This is a genomic window from Neorhizobium tomejilense (assembly GCF_964254135.1).
Classification (GTDB): domain Bacteria; phylum Pseudomonadota; class Alphaproteobacteria; order Rhizobiales; family Rhizobiaceae; genus Neorhizobium; species Neorhizobium tomejilense.
Map to the genome: position 1 here is coordinate 390131 of NZ_CAXUSO020000002.1, position 18766 is coordinate 408896.

The window sequence follows — 18766 nt, forward strand, 5'->3', positions numbered from 1 at the left end:
TGGACGAATTGAGGACTTTTCAGTCCGGAGTACAATGGCATTCTCCTAAGTCGAGCGTAGAAGAGGTTACGTCTTAGGAGAGGCCCGCGCAGGGGGAAAAGGCGCGGGCCTTTTTATTTGTGCAGCACAGCATCAAAAAGGTGATGCTATTTACAAAATTTCATGCATGTTCGCCGCGGGCTGGGGCGAGACATGAATCCAAAAAACAACGATGGGTGCTCGGATAATCTTCCGATCGGAGACGATTATTCAGAGTTTACCGATGGCGAACTCGAAGATCTCGCTTTTGTGCTGATCGAGGCACTGACAATTCCGCCGCTATCGGTCTGTTGCAGGTCGGGTGCTGCGGAGCCTGCCCCACAACTGCCATCGGAATGAATTCACCATCGTCAGCATGGCCTCGGTGACCGGATTCTTCCACCGGCAGGCGATAGTCCGGTATTTTCCCCGCAACGTCTGTGTTAGGAGGCGTCCCGCACGAGACGATGAGATAGGCCGATGCTTCCCTGGATCCAGCTTGACCGCGCAACCATTCCCGGCGAGGGGGGCGAACTGCGACTGAAGCAGCGCGGGGCCGAATTTTCGATCATGCTCGGTTCGACCGAGCTGATGAACAGCCGGTTGAGCGGTTCGGAAGAGGCGCTGGCGACGCTCTCCTGCGAGCGGATTGCCGGCCGGAAGAATACCCACATGCTGATCGGCGGCCTTGGCATGGGGTTTACCCTGCGGGCGGCCCTGGGAGCTCTGCCGGATGATACCGGGGTGACCGTCGCGGAACTGGTTCCGGCCGTGGTCGACTGGGCGCGCGGGCCGATGGCGGAATTTCACAAGGGCACGCTCGACGATCCGCGTGTCGATATTCATGTCGGCGATGTCGGAGCGCTGATCCGGTCACGCAACGCCGCTTACGATGCCATCCTGCTCGATGTCGACAACGGCCCCGACGGGCTGACGCGGGCTTCCAACGACAGCCTTTATAACCACGCCGGGCTTCGGGCCGCCAAGACTGCATTGCGCGACAACGGCGTCCTGGCCGTCTGGTCGTCGGCGCCGGACGCAGGCTTTACGCGTCGGCTGCGGGATGCCGGATTTGCTACCGAGGAGGTTTACGTGCGCGCCAACGGCAAGCGCGGCGGCCGCCACGTCCTGTGGATGGCCACCAATCGGTAACAGATCGGCAACGGCCAGCCGGGAGCTTCGGAGAGAGCGGCACTACCGCACTCATTTCGCCCCGTCTTCATGCTCCAGCGAGCCCGAAGCGGTCGGCAGCAGCGAGAAGAGATGAGCGTTCATCGCTGCCTGTGCCCATTCGGGGTTGCGGGCCTTGAGCGCCGCGAGGATTTCCCGGTGCTGGGCGTGGGTGCGGCGCGTGCGCACCTCGACCGGCTCCGAATAGCGGTTGAAGATCGAGGCCGGCAATTCCAGCGAGGAGGCGAGGATCTTTTCGAGTCGCGGGCTTTCGGCGGCAGCGGCGATCACCGCGTGGAATTCCCCGTTGAGCTTGTCGAACCCTTCGAGATGTTCGTTCCAGCCGAGTTCCTCGAACTGGATCTCCATCAGCTGTTCCAGTTCCTGCAGCCGCTGCAGGTCGGCTTCCGAAATGCGGGTGGCGGCGCGGCTGGTTGCATGGCCTTCGAGAATGGCACGCAGCCGAAAGATCTCGATCGCGTCGTCGAGCGAAAAATCCGCGACGATCCCCCGCCGGTAGCGTTCCAGCACCACCAGGCCCTCGGCGTTCAGCCGGTTCAAAGCCTCTCGGATCGGCGTGCGGGAAACGCCGATCGCGACGGCAAGCTGGTTTTCGAGCAGCTTGTCGCCGGAGCGCATCTCGCCGGTGAGGATCAGGTGCCGGATCCGATGATAGGCGGTTTCGACGGCGCTCTGCGTCGCCCCGTCCTTGGCTCCGTCTCTGGTTGTCTCGTTCGTCAAGCCGCCACCTGTTCCTTCTTCATGATGGAGGAGACTACGACAAACCGTCCGCTAAGGCCAACCGACAAGAAGTGTATACCAATTGAAGGTGTGCGGCTTAATGAAGGCATAAAAACCTTGACTTTCACCTTAAAGGTATACAAATTCTCCTTGAGGTGCCTGATAAGGCAATCGGCTTCGGCCGAAGGAGGAGACCCCATGACGCAGACCCGCAAACCCTTTATCGTCGGTATCGGCGGGACCCAGCGCCCCGGCTCGAGCTCCGAGCTCGCGCTACGCTACTGTCTCCTGGCTGCCGAAAAGGCGGGCGCGGAAATCGACCTCATCTGCGGAGCAGAACTCGAGCTGCCGCTCTTCGACCCCGGCGTCACGCACCGCACTCCGGCCGCCCTTCGCCTGCTCCAGTCGCTTCGCCGCGCCGACGGCATCGTCATAGCAACGCCGAGCTATCACGGCGGCATGTCCGGCACGATCAAGAACGCCATCGACTATACGGAAGACATGCGGGGAGACGTGCGCTCCTATTTCGACGGCCGCGCCGTCGGCTGCATCGTCTGCGCCGCCGGCGATCAGGCGCTGGGCGCAACGCTGATCGGCCTGCGCTCGGTCGTGCATGCGCTGCGCGGCTGGCCGACCCCTTACGCGGCGACCATCAAATCCAACGAGAAACCTTTCGTCGACGGCAAACCGGCTCGCCGCGAGGTTGCCCAGCCGCTCGAGATCGTCGCTTCGCAGGTCGTCAGCTTTGCCGAAATGGCGATGGCGAGCCGCGTCGACGACGTCGCGCCGCGCCTCGTCGCCAGCAACTGATCCAATTTCAATCCTCGTCGTCGGATCCGTTTTGCCTTCATCCGGCGAAGGTCCCAGCGGAGCTTTCCATGAAGTTCAATTTCTTCCACCTGATGCCTTATCCCGATTACGACAAGCTGCCGCATGAATGGCCGGTCAGCACCCACGGGATCGACAGCACCCGCATCCAGGCGCTCTACAACGAATATATCGACGAGATGGTCGATGCCGAGAATTACGGTTTCGACTGGGTGGGCTGCAACGAGCACCATTTCAGCCCTTACGGCCTGATGTCGAACCCGAACCTGATCGCCGGCGCGCTCGCCCGCCAGACGTCCAAGGCGAAGATCGCCATCGTCGGCAACCTGCTGCCGCTGCTGAACCCGGTCCGCGTCGCCGAAGAATATGCGATGATCGACGTGATGTCGGGCGGACGCCTCGTCGCCGGCTTCCTGCGCGGCATTCCGCACGAATACATTGCCTACAACATTCCGCCGAGTGAATCACGCAGCCGGTTGCGCGAAGCCACCGAGCTGATCATCAAGTGCTGGACCGAGGACGAGCCCTTCGGCTGGGAAGGCGAGCATTATCAGTTCCCGGCCATCTCGATCTGGCCGAAGCCGATCCAGAAGCCGCATCCGCGCATCCTGATGTCCGCCAGCAACGCGGAATCGGCCGAGTTCGTCGCCAAGATGCGAGCCATCATGGGCATCACGCTGATCCAGGACCTGTCGATCGCCAAGGCGGCCGTCGAAAATTTCAAGAAGACCGCCCGCTCCTACGGCTGGGAGCCCACGCCGGACGATATCCTGGTCGGCCAGCAAATCTGCATCGCCGATACGGACGAGGAGGCGAGGCACCACATGGCCGCCGCCCAGACCTATTTCCACCAGACGCTGATGCGGCCGCAGCGCTCCGCCCAGCAGCTCGTGCTCGGACAGAGCCGCTACTACACCGAGGCCGATGCCGGCGAAAACTTCCAGAAGCGCCTCGCCACGCTGCGCGGTCGTACAGTGGAAGAACAGATCGAAGCCGGTTCGATCATCTGCGGCAGCCCTCAATCGGTCATCAAGCAGATCAAGCGCCTTCGCCAGGAACTCGATTGCGGCCTGCTGAACCTGACGATCAAGGTCGGCAACATGCCGGGCAGCGTCGTTCGCCGTGGCATGGAACTGTTCCGCGACTGCGTCGCCCCCGAAGTGGCTGGCCTGTAAGAGGAGTTTGACCCATGAGCTTTGAATTGAAGACGATCGAGCTTTCCGGCGGCAGGCTCTCCTACCATGTCGGCGGCACGGGGCAGCCGGTTGTCTACCTGCATGCCGCCGGCGGTGTCATGCTGACCGAGCCGCTGAAGGCGCTCACGGCGAACCACACGGTCTATGCGCCGATCTGCCCGGGCTTCGACGGCACCGAGGGCAACGAAAGCCTGAGGACGGTGAGGGACTGGGTGGCCATGGTCGCCGAATTCGCCGAAAAGCTGGTCGGCCCGCGGTTCGACGTGATCGGCTCGTCCTTCGGCAGCTGGTCGGCCTTGTGGCTTGCTGCCGAGCACCCGAAAATGGTTGACCATCTGATCCTCGGCGTGCCGGCCGGGTTTCGCTTCGAGGGCAAGGGCGGTTTGCCTGCCGATCCGGACGCGCGTTTCAAGGCGCTCTACGCCCACCCGCAGAAGATCAAGTCGACGCCGAAATCGCCTGAAGTCATGGCCAACAACGGCAGAACCTACGAGCGCCTTGCCAATAACATTCAGGTTGACGAGGCACTGAGTGCCCGCCTGCCCTCGATCGAGGCGGTGACGCTGATCCTGCTCGGCACCGAAGACAAGGTCGTACCGGCGGAGGCCGGCGCGTACCTGAAGCGCAACATCCCGACCTCGCAGCGCGCCTTCATCTTCGACGCCGCCCATTCGATCGAGGTCGACCAGCCGGAGCGCACGTTGCGGCTCTGGACCGACTTCCTGAAGCGCGGCCCCGGCTACGTGCTCAACCAGGGGCCGGAAGCCGCTTGACGTGAATCCCTTCCCAGGGAAGCCTGGCCCAGACCTCGGTCTGGGCCTTTTTTCTTGCGAGACTTTTGCACTTTCCCTCGTTTCCATCGGCGCTCGGCCGTCGTCGAAAGGGAAAGCATTTCCGCAGATCATAATTTCAACATTGACGGATATAATATGTCTATTATGAATTGATTTGCGTTTCGCTTCAGGAAGGCCCAAGAGCCGCATGCGGAATGCCGTCGTCCGGGATATGTGGGACGATGTGAATGGGAGGAATGGCATGATCGGTGAAGACGTCAGGCGCAAGGAAGACAACCGGTTGATCACCGGCAAAGGCCAGTATGCCGACGACCTCAAATTCGAGAACACGGCCTATGCCGCCTTCGTGCGCTCGCCGCATGCGCATGCGATCATCCGCAGCATCGACACGTCCGCCGCCCGCGACATGCCGGGTGTGCTCGCCGTCCTGACCGGCGAGGATATTGTCGCCGCTGGCATCGCGCCGATCCCGCATGCGATCGGCAGTTCGCAATTCGGCTCCGACATCCGCATCAAGAACCATGACGGCACCGAGCGCGCCCGCACCCAGCACCAGGCGCTGCCGACCGACCGTGCCCGTTTCGTCGGCGAGGCGGTCGCCATGGTAATCGCCGAGAGCACCAATCTCGCCAAGGATGCCGCCGAGGCGATCGAGATCGACTGGGAGGAGCTGCCCGCGGTCGTGCGCGGCGTCGACGCGCTGGAAGAGGGTGCCCCGCAGCTATGGGACCATGTGCCGGGCAACAAGGCCATGGATGGCGAAGTCGGCGACAAGGCCGGCACTGAGGAGGCTTTCGCCAAGGCCGCTCATGTCTTGGAATTCACCAGCTGGGCGCAGCGCGTCACCGGTGTCCACATGGAGCCGCGGTCCTCCGCCGCCGAATACGATCCGGAGACAGGCAAGTTCACCATCCACGCCTCCGGCGGCCATGGCGTCGTGATGATGCGCGAGCAGATCGCTGCGTCTCTCGGCGTCGACATGGCCTTCGCGCGGGTCGTCGCGCCCCGCGATGTCGGCGGCAATTTCGGCACCCGCAACGCCACCTATCCGGAATTCGTGCTGCTCCCCTACGCCGCCAAGCTCACCGGCCGGCCTGTCAAACACCAGGCGGAACGCATCGAGGCCTTCCTGTCGGACTTCCAGGGCCGCGACCTGCATGTGAAAGCCAGACTGGCGCTCGACGAAAACGGCAAATTCCTCGCGTTCCACTCGGTCAATACCAGCAATATCGGCGCCCATACGGTGTCCTACACGCCCCTCAACAAGGGCATCCAGCTGATGACCAGCCTTTATCGGGTGCCGGTCGCGCATGTGGAATTCCGCGCGGCGATGTCGAATACCGTACCGACCATCCCCTATCGCAGCGCCGGCCGCCCCGAAGCGATGTACATTATCGAGCGGATGATCGACCTTGCCGCCCGCAAATTCGGTTTCGACCGGGTGGAGCTGCGGCGCATCAACATGATCCCGGAAGAGGCTTCCCCCTATTCCAACCCGATGGGCGTCATCTATGACAATGGCGACTATATCGGCTGCATGGACAAGGTGCTCGAGATGGCCGACTGGAAGGGTTTCGAGGCGCGCCGCGCAGAAGCCCGCAAACGCGGCATGTATCGCGGCATCGGCCTTTCCAACTATATCGAAGGCACCAGCGGCGTGCCGCGCGAGCGGGCCGAAATCACCATCGATCCAACCGCCGGCATCGTCGACGTCGTGATCGGCACCCAGAACACCGGGCAGGGGCACGAGACGGCATTCGCCCAGCTCGTCGGCTCCTTCCTCGGCGTTTCCCACGAGGTCGTGCAGATCCGCGCCAGCGATACGGATTTCGTCTCGGCCGGCGGCGGTTCGCATTCCGGCCGGTCGCTTCGCTTCGCGAGCATCGTCATGCACAAGGCGACTGCCGAGATCATCGAGCGCGGCCGCAGGATCGCCGCCTTCATGCTGAACGTCGCGCCGGAAGAGATCGACTTCACCGACGGCCATTTTCGCGCCCGCGGATCGAACGGCGTCGTTAGCCTGTTCGAGGCGGCGCAGGCCGCGGAAAACGATCTCGGCCTGCCGGATGAGCTGCGAGGCACGCTTGCGGCGATTTCCGACGAGACCACCCATGGGCTTGCCTACCCCTATGGCGCGGCGGTCTGCGAAATCGAGATCGATCCGGAAACCGGGTTCTTCCATATTCCGCGTTATTCGACCGTCGATGACGTCGGCAAGGCGCTGAACCCGATGATCGTCGACGGCCAGACCCATGGCGGCATCGTCCAGGGTGCCGGCCAGGCACTGTTCGAGTGGTCGAACTACGACCAGGAGACCGGCCAGAACCTGTCGGCCACCTTTATGGACTACCAGGTGGCTCGTGCTTCCGATTTCCCGAGCTTCGACACCCATATCAGCGAAGTGCCGGCGAAAAGCCATCCGCTCGGTTTCCGTCCGGGCGGCGAGGGTGGTACGACACCGTCGCTCGGCGTGACGATCAATTCCATCACCGATGCGCTCGCCGATCTCGGCGTCGCCCATATCGAAATGCCGGCAACGCCCTCCCGGATCTGGGAAGCGATCCGGGCGGCAAAAACCAAACAAGAAGCCTGAGGAGAAAGCATTGTCCGACGTCCTGATCAATACCCGGGGGAACGTCCTCGAGATCACCCTCAACCGTCCCGACAAGGGCAATGCGCTGACGCCGGAGATGGCGCAGGCCATTACCGCCGCATTGAAGTCGCTGTCGCCGGAAACCCGCGTCGTGCTGATAAATGCCAAAGGCGGCGATTTCTGCACCGGCCGCAGCGCCGCCATGCCTGCCGCCGGTTCTCGTGCTACCGCGCTCGACCTGCGCACCGCGGTCTCCGATCCGGTCCTCGATTTTTATGAAGTGCTGCGCGAAATCCCGGTTCCGTTCATCACCGCCATCCGCGGCAGGGCAGCCGGCGTCGGCTGCGCCATCGCCGCTCTCGCGGACGTGGCGATCGCCGCCGAAAGCGCCACCTTCCAGGTGCCGGAAATGAACCACGACATCGCTCCGACGCTTGTGCTCAATGCGCTCGCCGACCGGGTTTCCCGCGCAACGCTCGCCCGCATGGTCTTCACCCGCGATGTGATCCCCGCAACGGAAGCCAAGATGCTCGGCATCGTCGGCATCACGGTCGCCGACGCCGGCATCGACGCCGAAGTCGAACGCGTCGTCGGCCAGCTCGAGAAGAACTCGGTGCCGACCGTTCGCGGCATCAAGGCCTTCCTCTCGATGAGCCCGGAAACCTCCTTCGCCTCCCGCAAGGAGCTGGCGGCGCTGATCAACTGCGTGGCGACTGCGGAGAAGTTCCGCTGATATAGATCCGTAGCCAGGATCCTCCCTCATCCACATACCGGCGCCTTCTCCCGTTGGGGAGAAGGGATGCGGAATAATGCTGTCATGCCTCGGGGAGTTAAGCCTTCTGATCGGCCGCCTAGTCCGAATGCTTCATTGACCGGGTGCAGCCCCGGCGTAGGATCGCTTTGGGTAAAACCCATTGGGCTGGGGGCTGACGGTATCTATGGAGGGTGCCATGCAGGAACCTGATATGCAGAAACTCGATGCACTTGTCGGTCGGCTGGTGGGCGATCTCGGCGCTGGCGTGTCCGGCGTTCTTGTCGTGCTTGGCGACCATCTCGGCCTGTTCCGGGCGATGATGGACGGACGGCTGCGATCCTCGATGGAGATCGCGGAAACGACGGGGCTCACAGAACGCAATGTGCGTGAATGGCTCGCCGCCATGGCTGCGGCCGACTACATCACGTTTGATGAAAACTCGAACAAGTTCGCTATGACGCCCGAGCAGGCGATGGTTTTTTCCAATGAGGACAGCCCTGCCTTTTTCGGAGGCGCCTTCGAAATCGTCCAGTCGATGTGGATGGACGAGCCGAAGGTGGAGGAAGCCTTTCGCACCGGCCGCGGGCTCGGATGGCATGAGCACAGCACCTGCCTCTTCCGGGGCACCGAGCGCTTCTTCCGGCCCGGCTACAACAGCCATCTGGTCGACGAATGGATCCCGGCACTTCAGGGCGTCAGGGAAAAGCTGGAACGAGGGGCGGAGGTCGCCGACGTCGGCTGTGGCCATGGCGCTTCAACGATCCTTATGGCCAAGGCCTTTCCGAAATCGCATTTTCACGGGTTCGACTACCACGCCCCTTCCATTGAACGGGCGAAGCGCGCAGCGCAGGAGGCTGGCGTCGGCGACCGGGTGACGTTCAGTCAGGCTTCGGCGAAGGAGTTTCCAGGGGGCAACTACGACCTCGTCGCCATGTTCGACTGCCTGCACGATATGGGCGATCCGGTCGGAGCGGGCCGTCATATCCGCGAGACGATGGCGAAGGACGGCACCTGGATGATCGTCGAACCTTTCGCGCATGACGGTTTGAAGGACAATCTCAACCCGGTCGGGCGCGTTTATTACGGCGCCTCGACGATGATCTGCACTCCAGCCTCCATGGCACAGGAGGTAGGTCTTGGCCTTGGAGCGCAGGCTGGGGAGATGAAGCTTCGCAAGGTGGCGCTCGACGCCGGCTATTCGCACTTCCGACGGGCCAGCGAAACTCCGTTCAACATGATCTTCGAGGTGCGGGCCTGACTGCTTTGGGTTTACGGTTCCGCACGCACAAACCGGGCTGAAGCCCTGACGCCAGGAGTGACTGGTGGCGTCAGGGCTGCCGGCTAAAGCGCCAGCCCTTCGGTCACCAGCGGAGCCAGCGCTTCCGTGGCCGCTGGCGAGATTTGCACGATCGCCCGTGCATCGAGATCGAACACGACAGCGACCGATTGCATCGTGCCGAATACCCGGCCGCTGAAGGGATCGACCATCCAGAAGATCAGCGACATGACGCGCTGGTCGGTCTTCTGCAATCCGCCCCAGATCTCGAAACAGTCGCCGAGACGCGGGGTTTCGCCATAAAGGATGCGGAATTCCAGCACCGCGCCGCCGACCTTGCCGGGCGGCGTTTCGGCATGCTTGCTGACGATTTCGCGGATCGGGCCGGTGAGCTGCTTCACCCCGCCGCCGACTGCGCCGATGAATTTCTGGGGGCCGAGGCGGTGGAATGCGTCGCAGGCCTCCGGTTCGATCAGGCTCATCGCGGTGCGTTTCAGGCCGAGCGTGATTGCCCGGTCGCGTGAGGCGCTGATCGTTACCGGCTCATTGCCGGTGCCGCGGGCAAGCGCTTCCCTGGGCGCCTCGACCAGCGAGGCGGAGGCCTTTTCGCGGAAGGCCGTTGGCCAGGGGCGAGGCGTCTTGAGGTCGGCCGCATTCACATGGGTCAGCCGCACCCTGAAGCTCGCGGCAAGCTGGCCGGAATGGCTATTGTAAAGCATCAGCACCGCAGACGCCGTCGTCTCGCCGATCTCGAGGAAACCGGCGGTCATATGCAGCGACGTGCCCGCATGCGCTTCGCGATGGAAACGGATGTGATGCTCGTTATAGGCGATCGTCGTGGCCGACGTTGGCGAGAAGAGGCCGGGCAGGCCATTGAAGCCAAAGAGCACTGCGAGGCCCTCGTTGGCGCGGGCGACGTAATACTGGGTGTTCCAGTGGGCGTTTTCGTCTACCTCCCATTGGCGCACGCTGCCGCGCCAGACCTCGATCATTGCGGTTTCGATCATGTCGCCCTGCTGTGCACTCACGCCGGCTCCTCCTCCAGAACGATGCGCCCTTTGACCGCACCTTTGGACAATCGGCTCATCGCGTCGTTGATCGATGATTTCGGGACGGCCTCATAGGGAATGGCATCGAGTTTTCCGCTTTTGGCGAGCTCCACCAGGCCGCGCAATTCCTGCAGCGAGCCGGTGATGCTGCCGATCAGGCTCAGGCCCCCTTGCGCCATGCGCATGGTCGGTATGGTGAGCTGCCCGCCGAACATGCCGACCATGATGATGCGGCCGCCGCGCGCCAGCGCCGGGAAGCAAAAGGCGGCTGTCTGGCTGTTGTTGACGAAATCGATGATGGTGCGCACCGGCCGGCCGACCGCGTCGACGATCTTTTTTGTCACGTCGCCGCCGGTGGAAAGCACGGTTTTGTGGGCGCCGGCCTCGGTTGCGATCTTCAGCTTCTCTTCGGAAACATCAACCACGACGATGTTCTCGTGCCCGAGCGCCTTCAGGATGACGATGCCGCTGAGGCCGAGCCCGCCCGCGCCGACCACGACGATCGCCTCGTCGGGACGCACCGGCATCGCCTTGCGGATGGCGGAATAGGCGGTGAGGCCGGAACAGGCATAGGTGGCGGCAAGTGCGGGGTCGAGGTCTCCGGTATCGATCAGGTAACGGCTGTGAGGCACCACCACATGGCTGCCGAAACCGCCGGGCCGGCGCATGCCGAGCGGCCGGCCCTGCATGCAGAGGTTCTCCTGGCCGGCACGGCAGGTTTCGCACTCGCCGCAACCGAGCCACGGATAAACGAGCCTTATATCGCCGACCTTCACATCCGTTGCATCGGGGCCAATGGCGGTGACGGTGCCAAGGATTTCGTGACCGAGTGTGAGCGGGTATTTCATGCCGATGCTGTCGATCGACACCTGTCTGTCACCCATGTCGAAAATGCCCTTCCACAGGGTCAGGTCCGAATGGCAAAGCCCGCAATGAGATACCGAAACAACGACTTCCGAACCCACTGGCTGCGGGTTCGCTTCCTCGACCTCCCGGAGCACTTCCGATGCTTCGAATACCTGCCATGACCGCATGATCTAGCTCCTCCCAGATGTAAGGAACGTATCAGGCTGCCTGTTATGTGGCAATTGGGAAATGGCGTTGGGTTATGCGCTGGTTCAAAATCGGTGGCGGCTGCCCAACCACGCCGTCATCCTTATCTGTTGCGTTGGTTTTGCTTTGAGTTGAATCTGAGCAGGCCGGCGGCGTACCTTCGTCATCCTTGGTCTGAGAGACCGTGCCCGAGCGCGGTACGCCGCCTTTAGACATGCTTCCACCCGAACAGTTGACCGGGAGGCCGTTGGCGCGGCGATCCCGCAGGATAAGGATGGGTCTCATGAGCTTACCATCTTGCGTCGTCGGGATCGACATTTCCAAGTCGTTTCTGGATTGTTTTCTTCACCCCGCCGGTATGGTCCGTCGGTTTGACAATGACAGCCAAGGCCATCAGGCACTCATCGGCTTTGTCGCCGAGTATCAGGCCTTCGGCGTCCTGGAGGCGACCGGGCCTTATGACCGGGCACTTTGCCGACAGCTGCATCAGGCGGGATTGGCCTTCCATCGCGCCAATCCCCGCAAGGCACGCCAGTTTGCGAGAGCGGCAGGCTTTCTTGCCAAGACCGACCGGGTCGACGCACGCATGCTTGCCCTTTATGGAGCGACCATGTCTCTGGCTCCCGAGGCCAAGCCTGACGCAGCCCGTCAGGTTCTTCGAACCCTTGTCGAGCGGCGCGACCAACTTGTGGCAATGCGCAAGAGCGAGCGCATCCGTCTCGCCCAGCCCCATTGCCGGGACATCGACGAGAGCCTGCGACAGATGATGGAAGTGCTCGACCGGCAGATCGCCGCCATCAATGTCCGGATCGACATCCTGGTGAGGCAGGTCGAGGCTCTGGCTGAAGATCAGGCGATCCTGCGTTCGGCGCCGGGCGTCGGTCCGCAGACGGCAAGCGTGCTTCTAGCCTATATGCCGGAACTGGGTCGTCGTGATCGCCGTTCCGTCGCAGCTCTTGCCGGCCTCGCACCGATCGCATGCGATTCAGGTGCCATGCGCGGCAAACGCTGCATATGGGGCGGGCGCAAACGCGTCCGCGACGCGCTCTATATGGCCGCACTTGCGGCCTGTCGGTCAGGTCCTTTCAAGCGCATATTCCAAGCCATGCGCAATGCCGGCAAACCTCCAAAACTTGTCCTGGTCGCCATAGCAAGACGTTTGCTCGTCGCACTTAACGCCGCAATGAGGGACCGAAAACCCTTCCAAGCTTGACACCAACAACACAGTTGCTCGGGCTCGACCCGAGGATTCAGCGCCGCGTCTGCGGCGAAGGGCTCATTTCACGCGAAGGACTTCGCGTGGATGTATCCTCGGGTCGAGCTCGAGGATGACGACGGAGAGGTTGGATAGCTGCGGAGAGGTTGGGATGGCTCTCCATAAAGGAAAGGAGAACGAGGGCGGCTTAGGGCCGCCGTATCGAGTCCCGCTACTCCACGTTCTCCTGCCCCTCGATCGCCGCCTCAGCGCCGGCAATCGCCTTGTCGAGCAGTTCCAGAAACGCTTGCCGCTCCTCGACGGACAAAAACCGCAGCAGGTCGGCCTCATGCTGCGGCAGCGAGGTTTCCACCAGTGCGGCGGCGTCCAGCCCGGCCTTGGTGAGCCGCAGTTCATAGACGCGGCCGTCATCGGCGGCGCGGTCGCGTTCGACGAGTTTGTGTTTGATGAGGGGACTAAGCGTCTGGACCAGCGTCGGCGGTTCGATGCGCAACCGCCTGGCGAGCGCGATCTGGCTGACGCCGGGATAACGGCGGATCAGGAGCAGCACGCCGCCCTGGACCGGCGTGACGGCGAGCGAGCGGGCGCGAAACCAGTTCTGCCAGTGGCTGCCGAACAGCGCCTGCAGGCGGCGGATGCGGATGCCGACGACACCGTCGAGAAGGACGGCATGGCCGTCTCTCTCTGCCGGTGCATTCGGTTCCAAACTCATGTCTTGTTCCAGTTGCCGTAGACTTTCACGTCCATCGCGCCGATGCCTTCGAACCTGCCGTGCAGCACGTCGCCGGGAGCGATCGGGGCGACGCCTTCCGGCGTGCCGGTCATGATGATGTCGCCCGGATAAAGCGTGTAGGCCTTGCTGGCGAATTCGATCAGCTTCTGGACGTTGAAGATCAGCATGCTGGTGTTCGACTTCTGCCGGCTCTCGCCGCCGATCGTCAGTTCGAAATCGAGATTGTTCGGGTTCGGTATCTCGTCTGCGGTGACCACATAAGGGCCGAGCACGCTGAACGTGTCGAGCGACTTGCGGTAGCTGCGCTCTTCGGGGCCGCGGATGGTGATGTCGTAACAGATCGCATAACCGGCAACGTAATCCAGCGCATCGGCTTCCGACACGCGAAAACCTTTTTTGCCGATGATGACGGCGAGCTCGATCTCGTGGTCGGTGCGCCGGTCCGCCCAGTCGACCACGACGCCTTCCGACGGGCCGACCAGCGAGCTCACCGCCTTCAGGAACACACCGGCCTCGGCGATCGGCTTGATCTTCATGCCGTGATGCAGCTGGTCGCTGTCCAGCACTTCGTCGAGATGGAGCCGGTAGTTGACCGGCGCGCCGACGATCTTGCCGGGATTGGCGATCGGGCTGAGAAGCGCGACTTCGGATAGCGGTTTCGACGGCGCGGTCTTCGCCATCTCTTCCATGACGGGCCGCAGCTCGGCGAAATGGGCCATGAACTGGTCGCCGTGGGGGAAGGGGTAACGGTAGTTCGGCAGGCGATCGAGGACGCTCGTGACGTCCTTTACCTGATCGCCGACGACCACGCCGAGACGATTATCGTCGTAGCGACAAAAACGCATGATTTCTCTCCCTGATCTCGTTTGCTCAGACGCGGGTGCGGTCTTCGCGGAAATAGCCAAGCTTCTCCTGCGCCACGCGGTCGGAGAAGCAGAATACGACGACGTCTTCGTTCGCCTTGAACGAGCGCCACGACCAGCCGGGCACGACGATCACGTCCTTCGGGCCGAAATCGAAGGTTTTGGCGCCAATCGTGATCGAGCCGGTGCCTTCGGCGATGCACATGACGATGTGGTCCGTGGAGCGGATTTTCGCCGTTTCCATGCCCTTCGGGACATGGCTGAGCCATGCGGACATGGTCGGCATCGTCCAGCCGCCGTCGATCGGGTTGGCATAGCGCAGCGTCGTGCCGATATGCGCGTCGATTTCTTCGCCACGCGAGGCGCGGTAGAGGGCTTCGCGGCTGCGCTCATAGGGATAGTTGAAGATAGGGGTCGTCTGGCCATAGGGGCTGGTGCCGCCGATCGGCATCATACCGGAGCCGAAACGGGCGAGCGAGTCGCCTTCGGGCCGAAGCAGTTCCTGTTCGGTGTCGTCGGAATCCTCGCGGAACACCGCCTCGAAAAAAGCGATCATCGGCACGTCGAGACCGTCGAGCCAGGCGGCCGGGTCCGAACCGTCATTGCCGTGGTCGTGCCAGGCCCAGACGGGCGTGATGACGAAATCGCCAAACGCCATGCGGGTGCGCTCGCCGCCGACGGTCGTATAGGCGCCTGAACCTTCCAGCATGAAGCGCAGCGCCGAAGGCGTGTGGCGGTGAGCCGGCGCCACTTCGCCCGGCATGATGATCTGGATGCCGGCATAAAGCGTCGAGGTGGCGCGCGACTGGGCCGGGAAGGCGGGGTTTTCGAGGATCAGCACCCGGCGCTCCGCTTCTTCGGCGGTGAGCAGGCTGCCGGATTCGAGGATCAGCGGGCGGATGTCATCGTAACGCCAGCGATGCGCCTGCGCCTTGGAAGCCGGCTCGGGCGGCAGCATGCCCTTCATCACTTCCCAAAGGGGCGCCATGTTGTGCGGCTTGAGCCGCGCGTAAAATTCTTCCCGTTTGGCAACGGTGGCGGCATCGATCTCGTGCATGAAATCCTCCTCCTTGGCTCCTCCAGCCGAAGATCGTAAGGTATACTAATTAATTTGAGGAGGTCAATTGGGATGAGGCGCGTGAGAGGCGGAAATGGTTGGCCCCTAAAATTCCAGAGTCGACATTTTTATTCAGGTGAAACATAGTTGTCACTCGGCGTCCAAAGGAGGAATGGGTGAGAAGATTAATTGCAGTATTGGGGCTCGCTCTAAGCTTCAGCGTACCAGCATATGCGCAGTGTGGACCAGATTGTGCAAGCTGCTATAGTTCCCACAGAAATGGTAGCATTTGTCAGCCCAATAAGGTCAGTATATTAGGACCTTGCGTATCTCAGTGTTTGCGAAAAAAAGAAACGCCGAAGCCCTTAATGCAAAGGCCGCAGCAAAACGCCAAGCCTGGCACGAAGTCGGCATTGTAGCAATTTCCAACAAAGTCGGGGCTTTCTGGTTTCGTTATCCGATTTCAATCGAATACTAGGCACTGAGCGAGGGGCTCACCACAGCGCTCAAAACGCTCACCGCGCCGCCGTGTTCTTCGCCCTTGGCGGCTTCGGCGGCGCGGGCGGTTTGACGTTGTCCTCGCCCTTTGCCCCGCGACCGGGCGCGCCGAGACGTTCGGAAAGCCGGTGGGCGGCTGCCATCAGGGCGTCGATCGTCGGTTTCTTGCGGGGGCCGGCGAGCTGTTTGTCGGAGCCGAGCACGGTCATGGTCGCGACGATCCGGCCGCTGTAGTCGAAGACCGGCGCGGCGACCGCGGCGAAGCTCGAATTGATGCTGTTGATCGTCATTGCATAACCTTGGTGGCGCACGGTCTCGATGATCTTCTGGATTTCCTTGATCGTGGTGACGCGCGGCGAGAGCGAGGCGGTGTCATCCGACGCACCCCGCTTGGCTGCAGCGATCTCGTCCTGCCGCACCGCCATGGTCTCGCTTTCGTTGAGATAGGTGAGGAAGACCTGGCCGGTTGCCGAGGTCAGGAGCGGCAGCACGTAGCCGAGGCGCACGGCAAGTGATCCCTGCCGCTCGCCGTCGACCTTCGAAACGATGCCGGGGCCGCGATCTCCCCAGAGCGAAAGATAGGTGGCGAAACCGGCGGTGCGCTGCAGCGCCGCCAGTTCCTCACGGGCGAATTCCACCACGTCGAGCTGGCGGATGGCCGACAGGCCGAGCTGGATTGCGAAGCGGCCGAGCCCGTAATGCCCGGTCACCGGATCCTGGAAGGCGACGCCTTCCTTGACGAAGCTGACGAGATAGAGATGCGCCTTGCTGGGCGGCATGCCGGCGGCGGCGGCGATATCGCGCAGCGGCAGCGGTCCGTTCGCCGCCTCCATGGCGCGGATGACCTGGAACCCGACCTCGATCGATTGAATGCGGCGCTGGGTCCATTCCTCCGGCGCCTTGGTCTTATCTGACGGCATCCTAAATCCCCTGTGTTCCCAGTTGATTATATTTATATCTGCAGCAGGTCGAGCCCGCTTTAAGCGTAGTTTTCCACAGCGCGGAAGGCTGCGACCAGATCCTCGGCATCGAGCATCCGCTCCTGGTTGACCAGGAACGGGCTTTTCGCGCAGGCCGCGGCAAGATTTTCGATCGCCGCATCCCCGACCTCCGGCAGGCCAAGCGCCGAAAGCCGGCGCGGCATGCCAATCTCGTCGTAGAAGCCGAACAGCGTCGTCAGTTCGTCCTCGGGGCGGCCCTCGGCCATTGCCTGCACCAGCGTGCCATAGGCGGCATGTTCGCCATGCAGCGAGTGTTTTTGCACAGGCTCGATTGCCCCGAGTTCGGTTGCCACCGCATGAGCAATGGAAAGACCGGTATTTTCGAAGGCGACGGCGCTGAGCCAGAGGATCGCCTCGATGACGGCTTCGAGATCCGGCGTCACCTCGCCTGTGCCGGCCACCCGCATGGCACCCGGACCGTGCTCGAGCAGCATCAGGTAACAGACATCGCCCAGCATGACGCCCGTCTTCAGCGGCCGCGTGCCCTGCTTAGAAAGGCCGGTGCCCTTCCAGGCGCCTTCCGTCTCGAATTTTGCCGTCAGCGCATCGCCGATGCCGCCGCGCAGCAACCGGGCAGGAGCCTTGGCGATGATCGCGGTGTCGACGATCACGAAGGCCGGGTTCTGGTCCATCTGCTCGACGGCGATCATCCTGTGATGCTCGTCATAAATGACGATGCCGCGGGTCGAGGGCGCATCGGTGGAAGCGACCGTCGGCACGCTGACGAAGGGCAGGCCGGTGCGGCGCGAGACACCCTTCGCGATATCGAGCGTGCGCCCGCCACCGATGCCGACCACCACTTCGCCGCCCTTTGTCCGCACCAGTTCGGCCAGACGGTCCATTTCCCGATGGGTGACGTCCGCATCGAAGGGGATGATGGTGGGCGTTATATCCTGGCGGGTGAGCGTCTCGGTCAGATCCGCCTCGATATGGGGAAGCACCACGGCGTCGCAGATCGCCACGACCGAACGGCCGAGCGTCGCCGCCTTTTCGCCAAGCAGGTTTAGGGACCCCGGACCCTGGATATAAAAAGCCGGCGCCCGGAATATACGTGTCATGCCTCCCCCCGGAATGCTGTAACGCCGAATGCTATACAACATTATCAAAGGAAATGGGAGCTTCGCATTACTCCCGAGGCCCGGGACTCAAACGAGATCGGTGAGATAGGTGTTTTCCGCCCGCGACTGCGCGTAGGCCGCCGGATCGACCTCGGCGATGATTAGGGCCTCGCCCTTGGCGGGTGCCTCGGTGATCAGCTTGCCATCCGGTGCAGCAATCCGCGAAAGGCCGGCATAGGCGAACAGATCGTCGGAGCCGCAATGGTTGACATAGGCGACAAAGACCTGGTTCTCGAAGGCGCGGACCTGGATCATGTGCTCGGCGATGAACTGACCGGACCAGCCGGTCGGCAGCGCCGTCGGCACCACGACGAGATCGGCGCCGCCTTTCGCGAGCTGCCGGACGTTTTCGGGAAACTCGACATCGTAGCAGATCAGGAAACCGAGCCTGATGCCGCCGAGCGTTACCAGAACCTGGCGGCGGTCCTCCTGGGCGAACCATTTGCGCTCATAGGGACCGTAGAGATTGCATTTGCGATAGACCGCCGTCTGCCCCGTGCCGTCGGTGAAGAAGGCGCTGTTGAAGGTGTTTTCGAAGGTCTTTTCGGCAAAACCCGCGACGATCGCCACGCCATGTTTTGAGGCGATCTGCGACAACCGGCCGGTCACCTCGCCGTGCGCGGGCGTGGCGAGATCGGGAAATTTCTCCGCCGCGCCATAACCGGTCAGGGCCAGTTCCGGAGTGATCAGCAGTGCGACGCCCTGGGCGGCGGCCTCTTCTGCAGCGGTCTCGATCTTGGCGAGGTTTGCCTCGATGTCTCCGACGACGGGCTGCATCTGGAAACCGGCGATCTTCATGGGCTTGTTC

17 protein-coding genes are annotated in these 18766 nt (G+C 62.5%); 8 read left to right on the plus strand and 9 right to left on the minus strand.

Annotated features, from left to right (window positions below):
* The first annotated feature begins 498 nt into the window (after nt 1–498).
* Nucleotides 499–1170 (plus strand): spermine/spermidine synthase domain-containing protein, encoded by a 672-nt coding sequence (locus ACSQ3G_RS24630; protein WP_436112063.1) that lies wholly within the window; start codon nt 499–501, stop codon nt 1168–1170.
* A gap of 51 nt (nt 1171–1221) precedes the next feature.
* On the opposite strand, the gene ACSQ3G_RS24635 is transcribed toward ACSQ3G_RS24630, so the two are convergent.
* Nucleotides 1222–1929, minus strand: coding sequence for a GntR family transcriptional regulator (locus ACSQ3G_RS24635; RefSeq protein WP_436112064.1), 708 nt, complete (start codon nt 1927–1929; stop codon nt 1222–1224).
* Between the two features lie 198 nt (nt 1930–2127).
* Between ACSQ3G_RS24635 and ACSQ3G_RS24640 the strand changes: the two genes are divergently transcribed.
* The 6 genes from ACSQ3G_RS24640 to ACSQ3G_RS24665 all read left to right on the plus strand — a co-directional run bounded on the left by ACSQ3G_RS24640 (nt 2128) and on the right by ACSQ3G_RS24665 (nt 9352).
* A complete protein-coding gene (locus ACSQ3G_RS24640; protein WP_436112065.1) occupies nt 2128–2739 on the plus strand; it encodes an NADPH-dependent FMN reductase in 612 nt (203 codons plus the stop codon).
* A gap of 68 nt (nt 2740–2807) precedes the next feature.
* Entirely contained in the window at nt 2808–3932 is a 1125-nt protein-coding gene (locus ACSQ3G_RS24645) for an LLM class flavin-dependent oxidoreductase (RefSeq protein WP_436112066.1), read from the plus strand.
* A 14-nt stretch (nt 3933–3946) separates the two neighbouring features.
* Nucleotides 3947–4726, plus strand: coding sequence for an alpha/beta fold hydrolase (locus tag ACSQ3G_RS24650; protein WP_436112067.1), 780 nt, complete (start codon nt 3947–3949; stop codon nt 4724–4726).
* A gap of 262 nt (nt 4727–4988) precedes the next feature.
* A complete protein-coding gene (locus ACSQ3G_RS24655) occupies nt 4989–7340 on the plus strand; it encodes a xanthine dehydrogenase family protein molybdopterin-binding subunit (RefSeq protein ID WP_436112068.1) in 2352 nt (783 codons plus the stop codon).
* Nucleotides 7341–7350: 10 nt separating this feature from the next.
* Nucleotides 7351–8073, plus strand: coding sequence for an enoyl-CoA hydratase/isomerase family protein (locus ACSQ3G_RS24660; RefSeq protein ID WP_436112069.1), 723 nt, complete (start codon nt 7351–7353; stop codon nt 8071–8073).
* Nucleotides 8074–8290: 217 nt separating this feature from the next.
* Nucleotides 8291–9352 (plus strand): class I SAM-dependent methyltransferase, encoded by a 1062-nt coding sequence (locus tag ACSQ3G_RS24665; RefSeq protein ID WP_436112070.1) that lies wholly within the window; start codon nt 8291–8293, stop codon nt 9350–9352.
* An 83-nt stretch (nt 9353–9435) separates the two neighbouring features.
* On the opposite strand, the gene ACSQ3G_RS24670 is transcribed toward ACSQ3G_RS24665, so the two are convergent.
* The gene (locus ACSQ3G_RS24670) at nt 9436–10398 is read right to left on the minus strand and encodes a thioesterase family protein (protein ID WP_436112071.1); all 963 of its coding nucleotides are present in this window, start codon (nt 10396–10398) and stop codon (nt 9436–9438) included.
* The gene (locus tag ACSQ3G_RS24675) at nt 10395–11453 is read right to left on the minus strand and encodes an alcohol dehydrogenase (RefSeq protein WP_436112072.1); all 1059 of its coding nucleotides are present in this window, start codon (nt 11451–11453) and stop codon (nt 10395–10397) included. The genes ACSQ3G_RS24670 and ACSQ3G_RS24675 overlap by 4 nt, the downstream gene beginning before the upstream one ends.
* Before the next feature lie 302 nt (nt 11454–11755).
* Between ACSQ3G_RS24675 and ACSQ3G_RS24680 the strand changes: the two genes are divergently transcribed.
* Entirely contained in the window at nt 11756–12685 is a 930-nt protein-coding gene (locus ACSQ3G_RS24680; protein WP_436112073.1) for an IS110 family RNA-guided transposase, read from the plus strand.
* A 214-nt stretch (nt 12686–12899) separates the two neighbouring features.
* On the opposite strand, the gene ACSQ3G_RS24685 is transcribed toward ACSQ3G_RS24680, so the two are convergent.
* The 6 genes from ACSQ3G_RS24685 to ACSQ3G_RS24710 all read right to left on the minus strand — a co-directional run bounded on the left by ACSQ3G_RS24685 (nt 12900) and on the right by ACSQ3G_RS24710 (nt 18756).
* A complete protein-coding gene (locus ACSQ3G_RS24685) occupies nt 12900–13400 on the minus strand; it encodes a MarR family winged helix-turn-helix transcriptional regulator (protein WP_436112074.1) in 501 nt (166 codons plus the stop codon).
* Nucleotides 13397–14266 carry a fumarylacetoacetate hydrolase family protein gene (locus tag ACSQ3G_RS24690; protein ID WP_436112075.1) on the minus strand — a complete coding sequence of 290 codons (870 nt, stop codon included), beginning with the start codon at nt 14264–14266 and terminating at the stop codon, nt 13397–13399. Before ACSQ3G_RS24690 ends, ACSQ3G_RS24685 begins: the two co-directional genes overlap by 4 nt.
* Before the next feature lie 25 nt (nt 14267–14291).
* Nucleotides 14292–15341 (minus strand): gentisate 1,2-dioxygenase, encoded by a 1050-nt coding sequence (gene gtdA, locus ACSQ3G_RS24695; RefSeq protein ID WP_436112076.1) that lies wholly within the window; start codon nt 15339–15341, stop codon nt 14292–14294.
* Nucleotides 15342–15856: 515 nt separating this feature from the next.
* Nucleotides 15857–16759, minus strand: coding sequence for an IclR family transcriptional regulator (locus tag ACSQ3G_RS24700; RefSeq protein WP_436112077.1), 903 nt, complete (start codon nt 16757–16759; stop codon nt 15857–15859).
* Nucleotides 16760–16818: 59 nt separating this feature from the next.
* Nucleotides 16819–17898, minus strand: a complete 1080-nt coding sequence (locus tag ACSQ3G_RS24705; RefSeq protein WP_436112078.1) for an iron-containing alcohol dehydrogenase — start codon at nt 17896–17898, stop codon at nt 16819–16821.
* A gap of 87 nt (nt 17899–17985) precedes the next feature.
* Nucleotides 17986–18756: a carbon-nitrogen hydrolase family protein gene (locus ACSQ3G_RS24710; protein ID WP_436112079.1), complete on the minus strand. Its 771-nt coding sequence runs from the start codon at nt 18754–18756 to the stop codon at nt 17986–17988.
* Nucleotides 18757–18766 lie beyond the last annotated feature (10 nt).

What these genes read in the sequence shown, in the direction of transcription:
- ACSQ3G_RS24630 (WP_436112063.1), top strand. Translation starts at nt 499, where the DNA reads ATGCTTCCCTGGATCCAGCTTGACCGCGCAACCATTCCCGGCGAGGGG.
- ACSQ3G_RS24640 (WP_436112065.1), top strand. Translation starts at nt 2,128, where the DNA reads ATGACGCAGACCCGCAAACCCTTTATCGTCGGTATCGGCGGGACCCAG.
- ACSQ3G_RS24645 (WP_436112066.1), top strand. Translation starts at nt 2,808, where the DNA reads ATGAAGTTCAATTTCTTCCACCTGATGCCTTATCCCGATTACGACAAG.
- ACSQ3G_RS24650 (WP_436112067.1), top strand. Translation starts at nt 3,947, where the DNA reads ATGAGCTTTGAATTGAAGACGATCGAGCTTTCCGGCGGCAGGCTCTCC.
- ACSQ3G_RS24655 (WP_436112068.1), top strand. Translation starts at nt 4,989, where the DNA reads ATGATCGGTGAAGACGTCAGGCGCAAGGAAGACAACCGGTTGATCACC.
- ACSQ3G_RS24665 (WP_436112070.1), top strand. Translation starts at nt 8,291, where the DNA reads ATGCAGGAACCTGATATGCAGAAACTCGATGCACTTGTCGGTCGGCTG.
- ACSQ3G_RS24675 (WP_436112072.1), bottom strand. Translation starts at nt 11,453, where the DNA reads ATGCGGTCATGGCAGGTATTCGAAGCATCGGAAGTGCTCCGGGAGGTC.
- ACSQ3G_RS24680 (WP_436112073.1), top strand. Translation starts at nt 11,756, where the DNA reads ATGAGCTTACCATCTTGCGTCGTCGGGATCGACATTTCCAAGTCGTTT.
- ACSQ3G_RS24685 (WP_436112074.1), bottom strand. Translation starts at nt 13,400, where the DNA reads ATGAGTTTGGAACCGAATGCACCGGCAGAGAGAGACGGCCATGCCGTC.
- ACSQ3G_RS24690 (WP_436112075.1), bottom strand. Translation starts at nt 14,266, where the DNA reads ATGCGTTTTTGTCGCTACGACGATAATCGTCTCGGCGTGGTCGTCGGC.
- gtdA (WP_436112076.1), bottom strand. Translation starts at nt 15,341, where the DNA reads ATGCACGAGATCGATGCCGCCACCGTTGCCAAACGGGAAGAATTTTAC.
- ACSQ3G_RS24700 (WP_436112077.1), bottom strand. Translation starts at nt 16,759, where the DNA reads ATGCCGTCAGATAAGACCAAGGCGCCGGAGGAATGGACCCAGCGCCGC.
- ACSQ3G_RS24705 (WP_436112078.1), bottom strand. Translation starts at nt 17,898, where the DNA reads ATGACACGTATATTCCGGGCGCCGGCTTTTTATATCCAGGGTCCGGGG.
- ACSQ3G_RS24710 (WP_436112079.1), bottom strand. Translation starts at nt 18,756, where the DNA reads ATGAAGATCGCCGGTTTCCAGATGCAGCCCGTCGTCGGAGACATCGAG.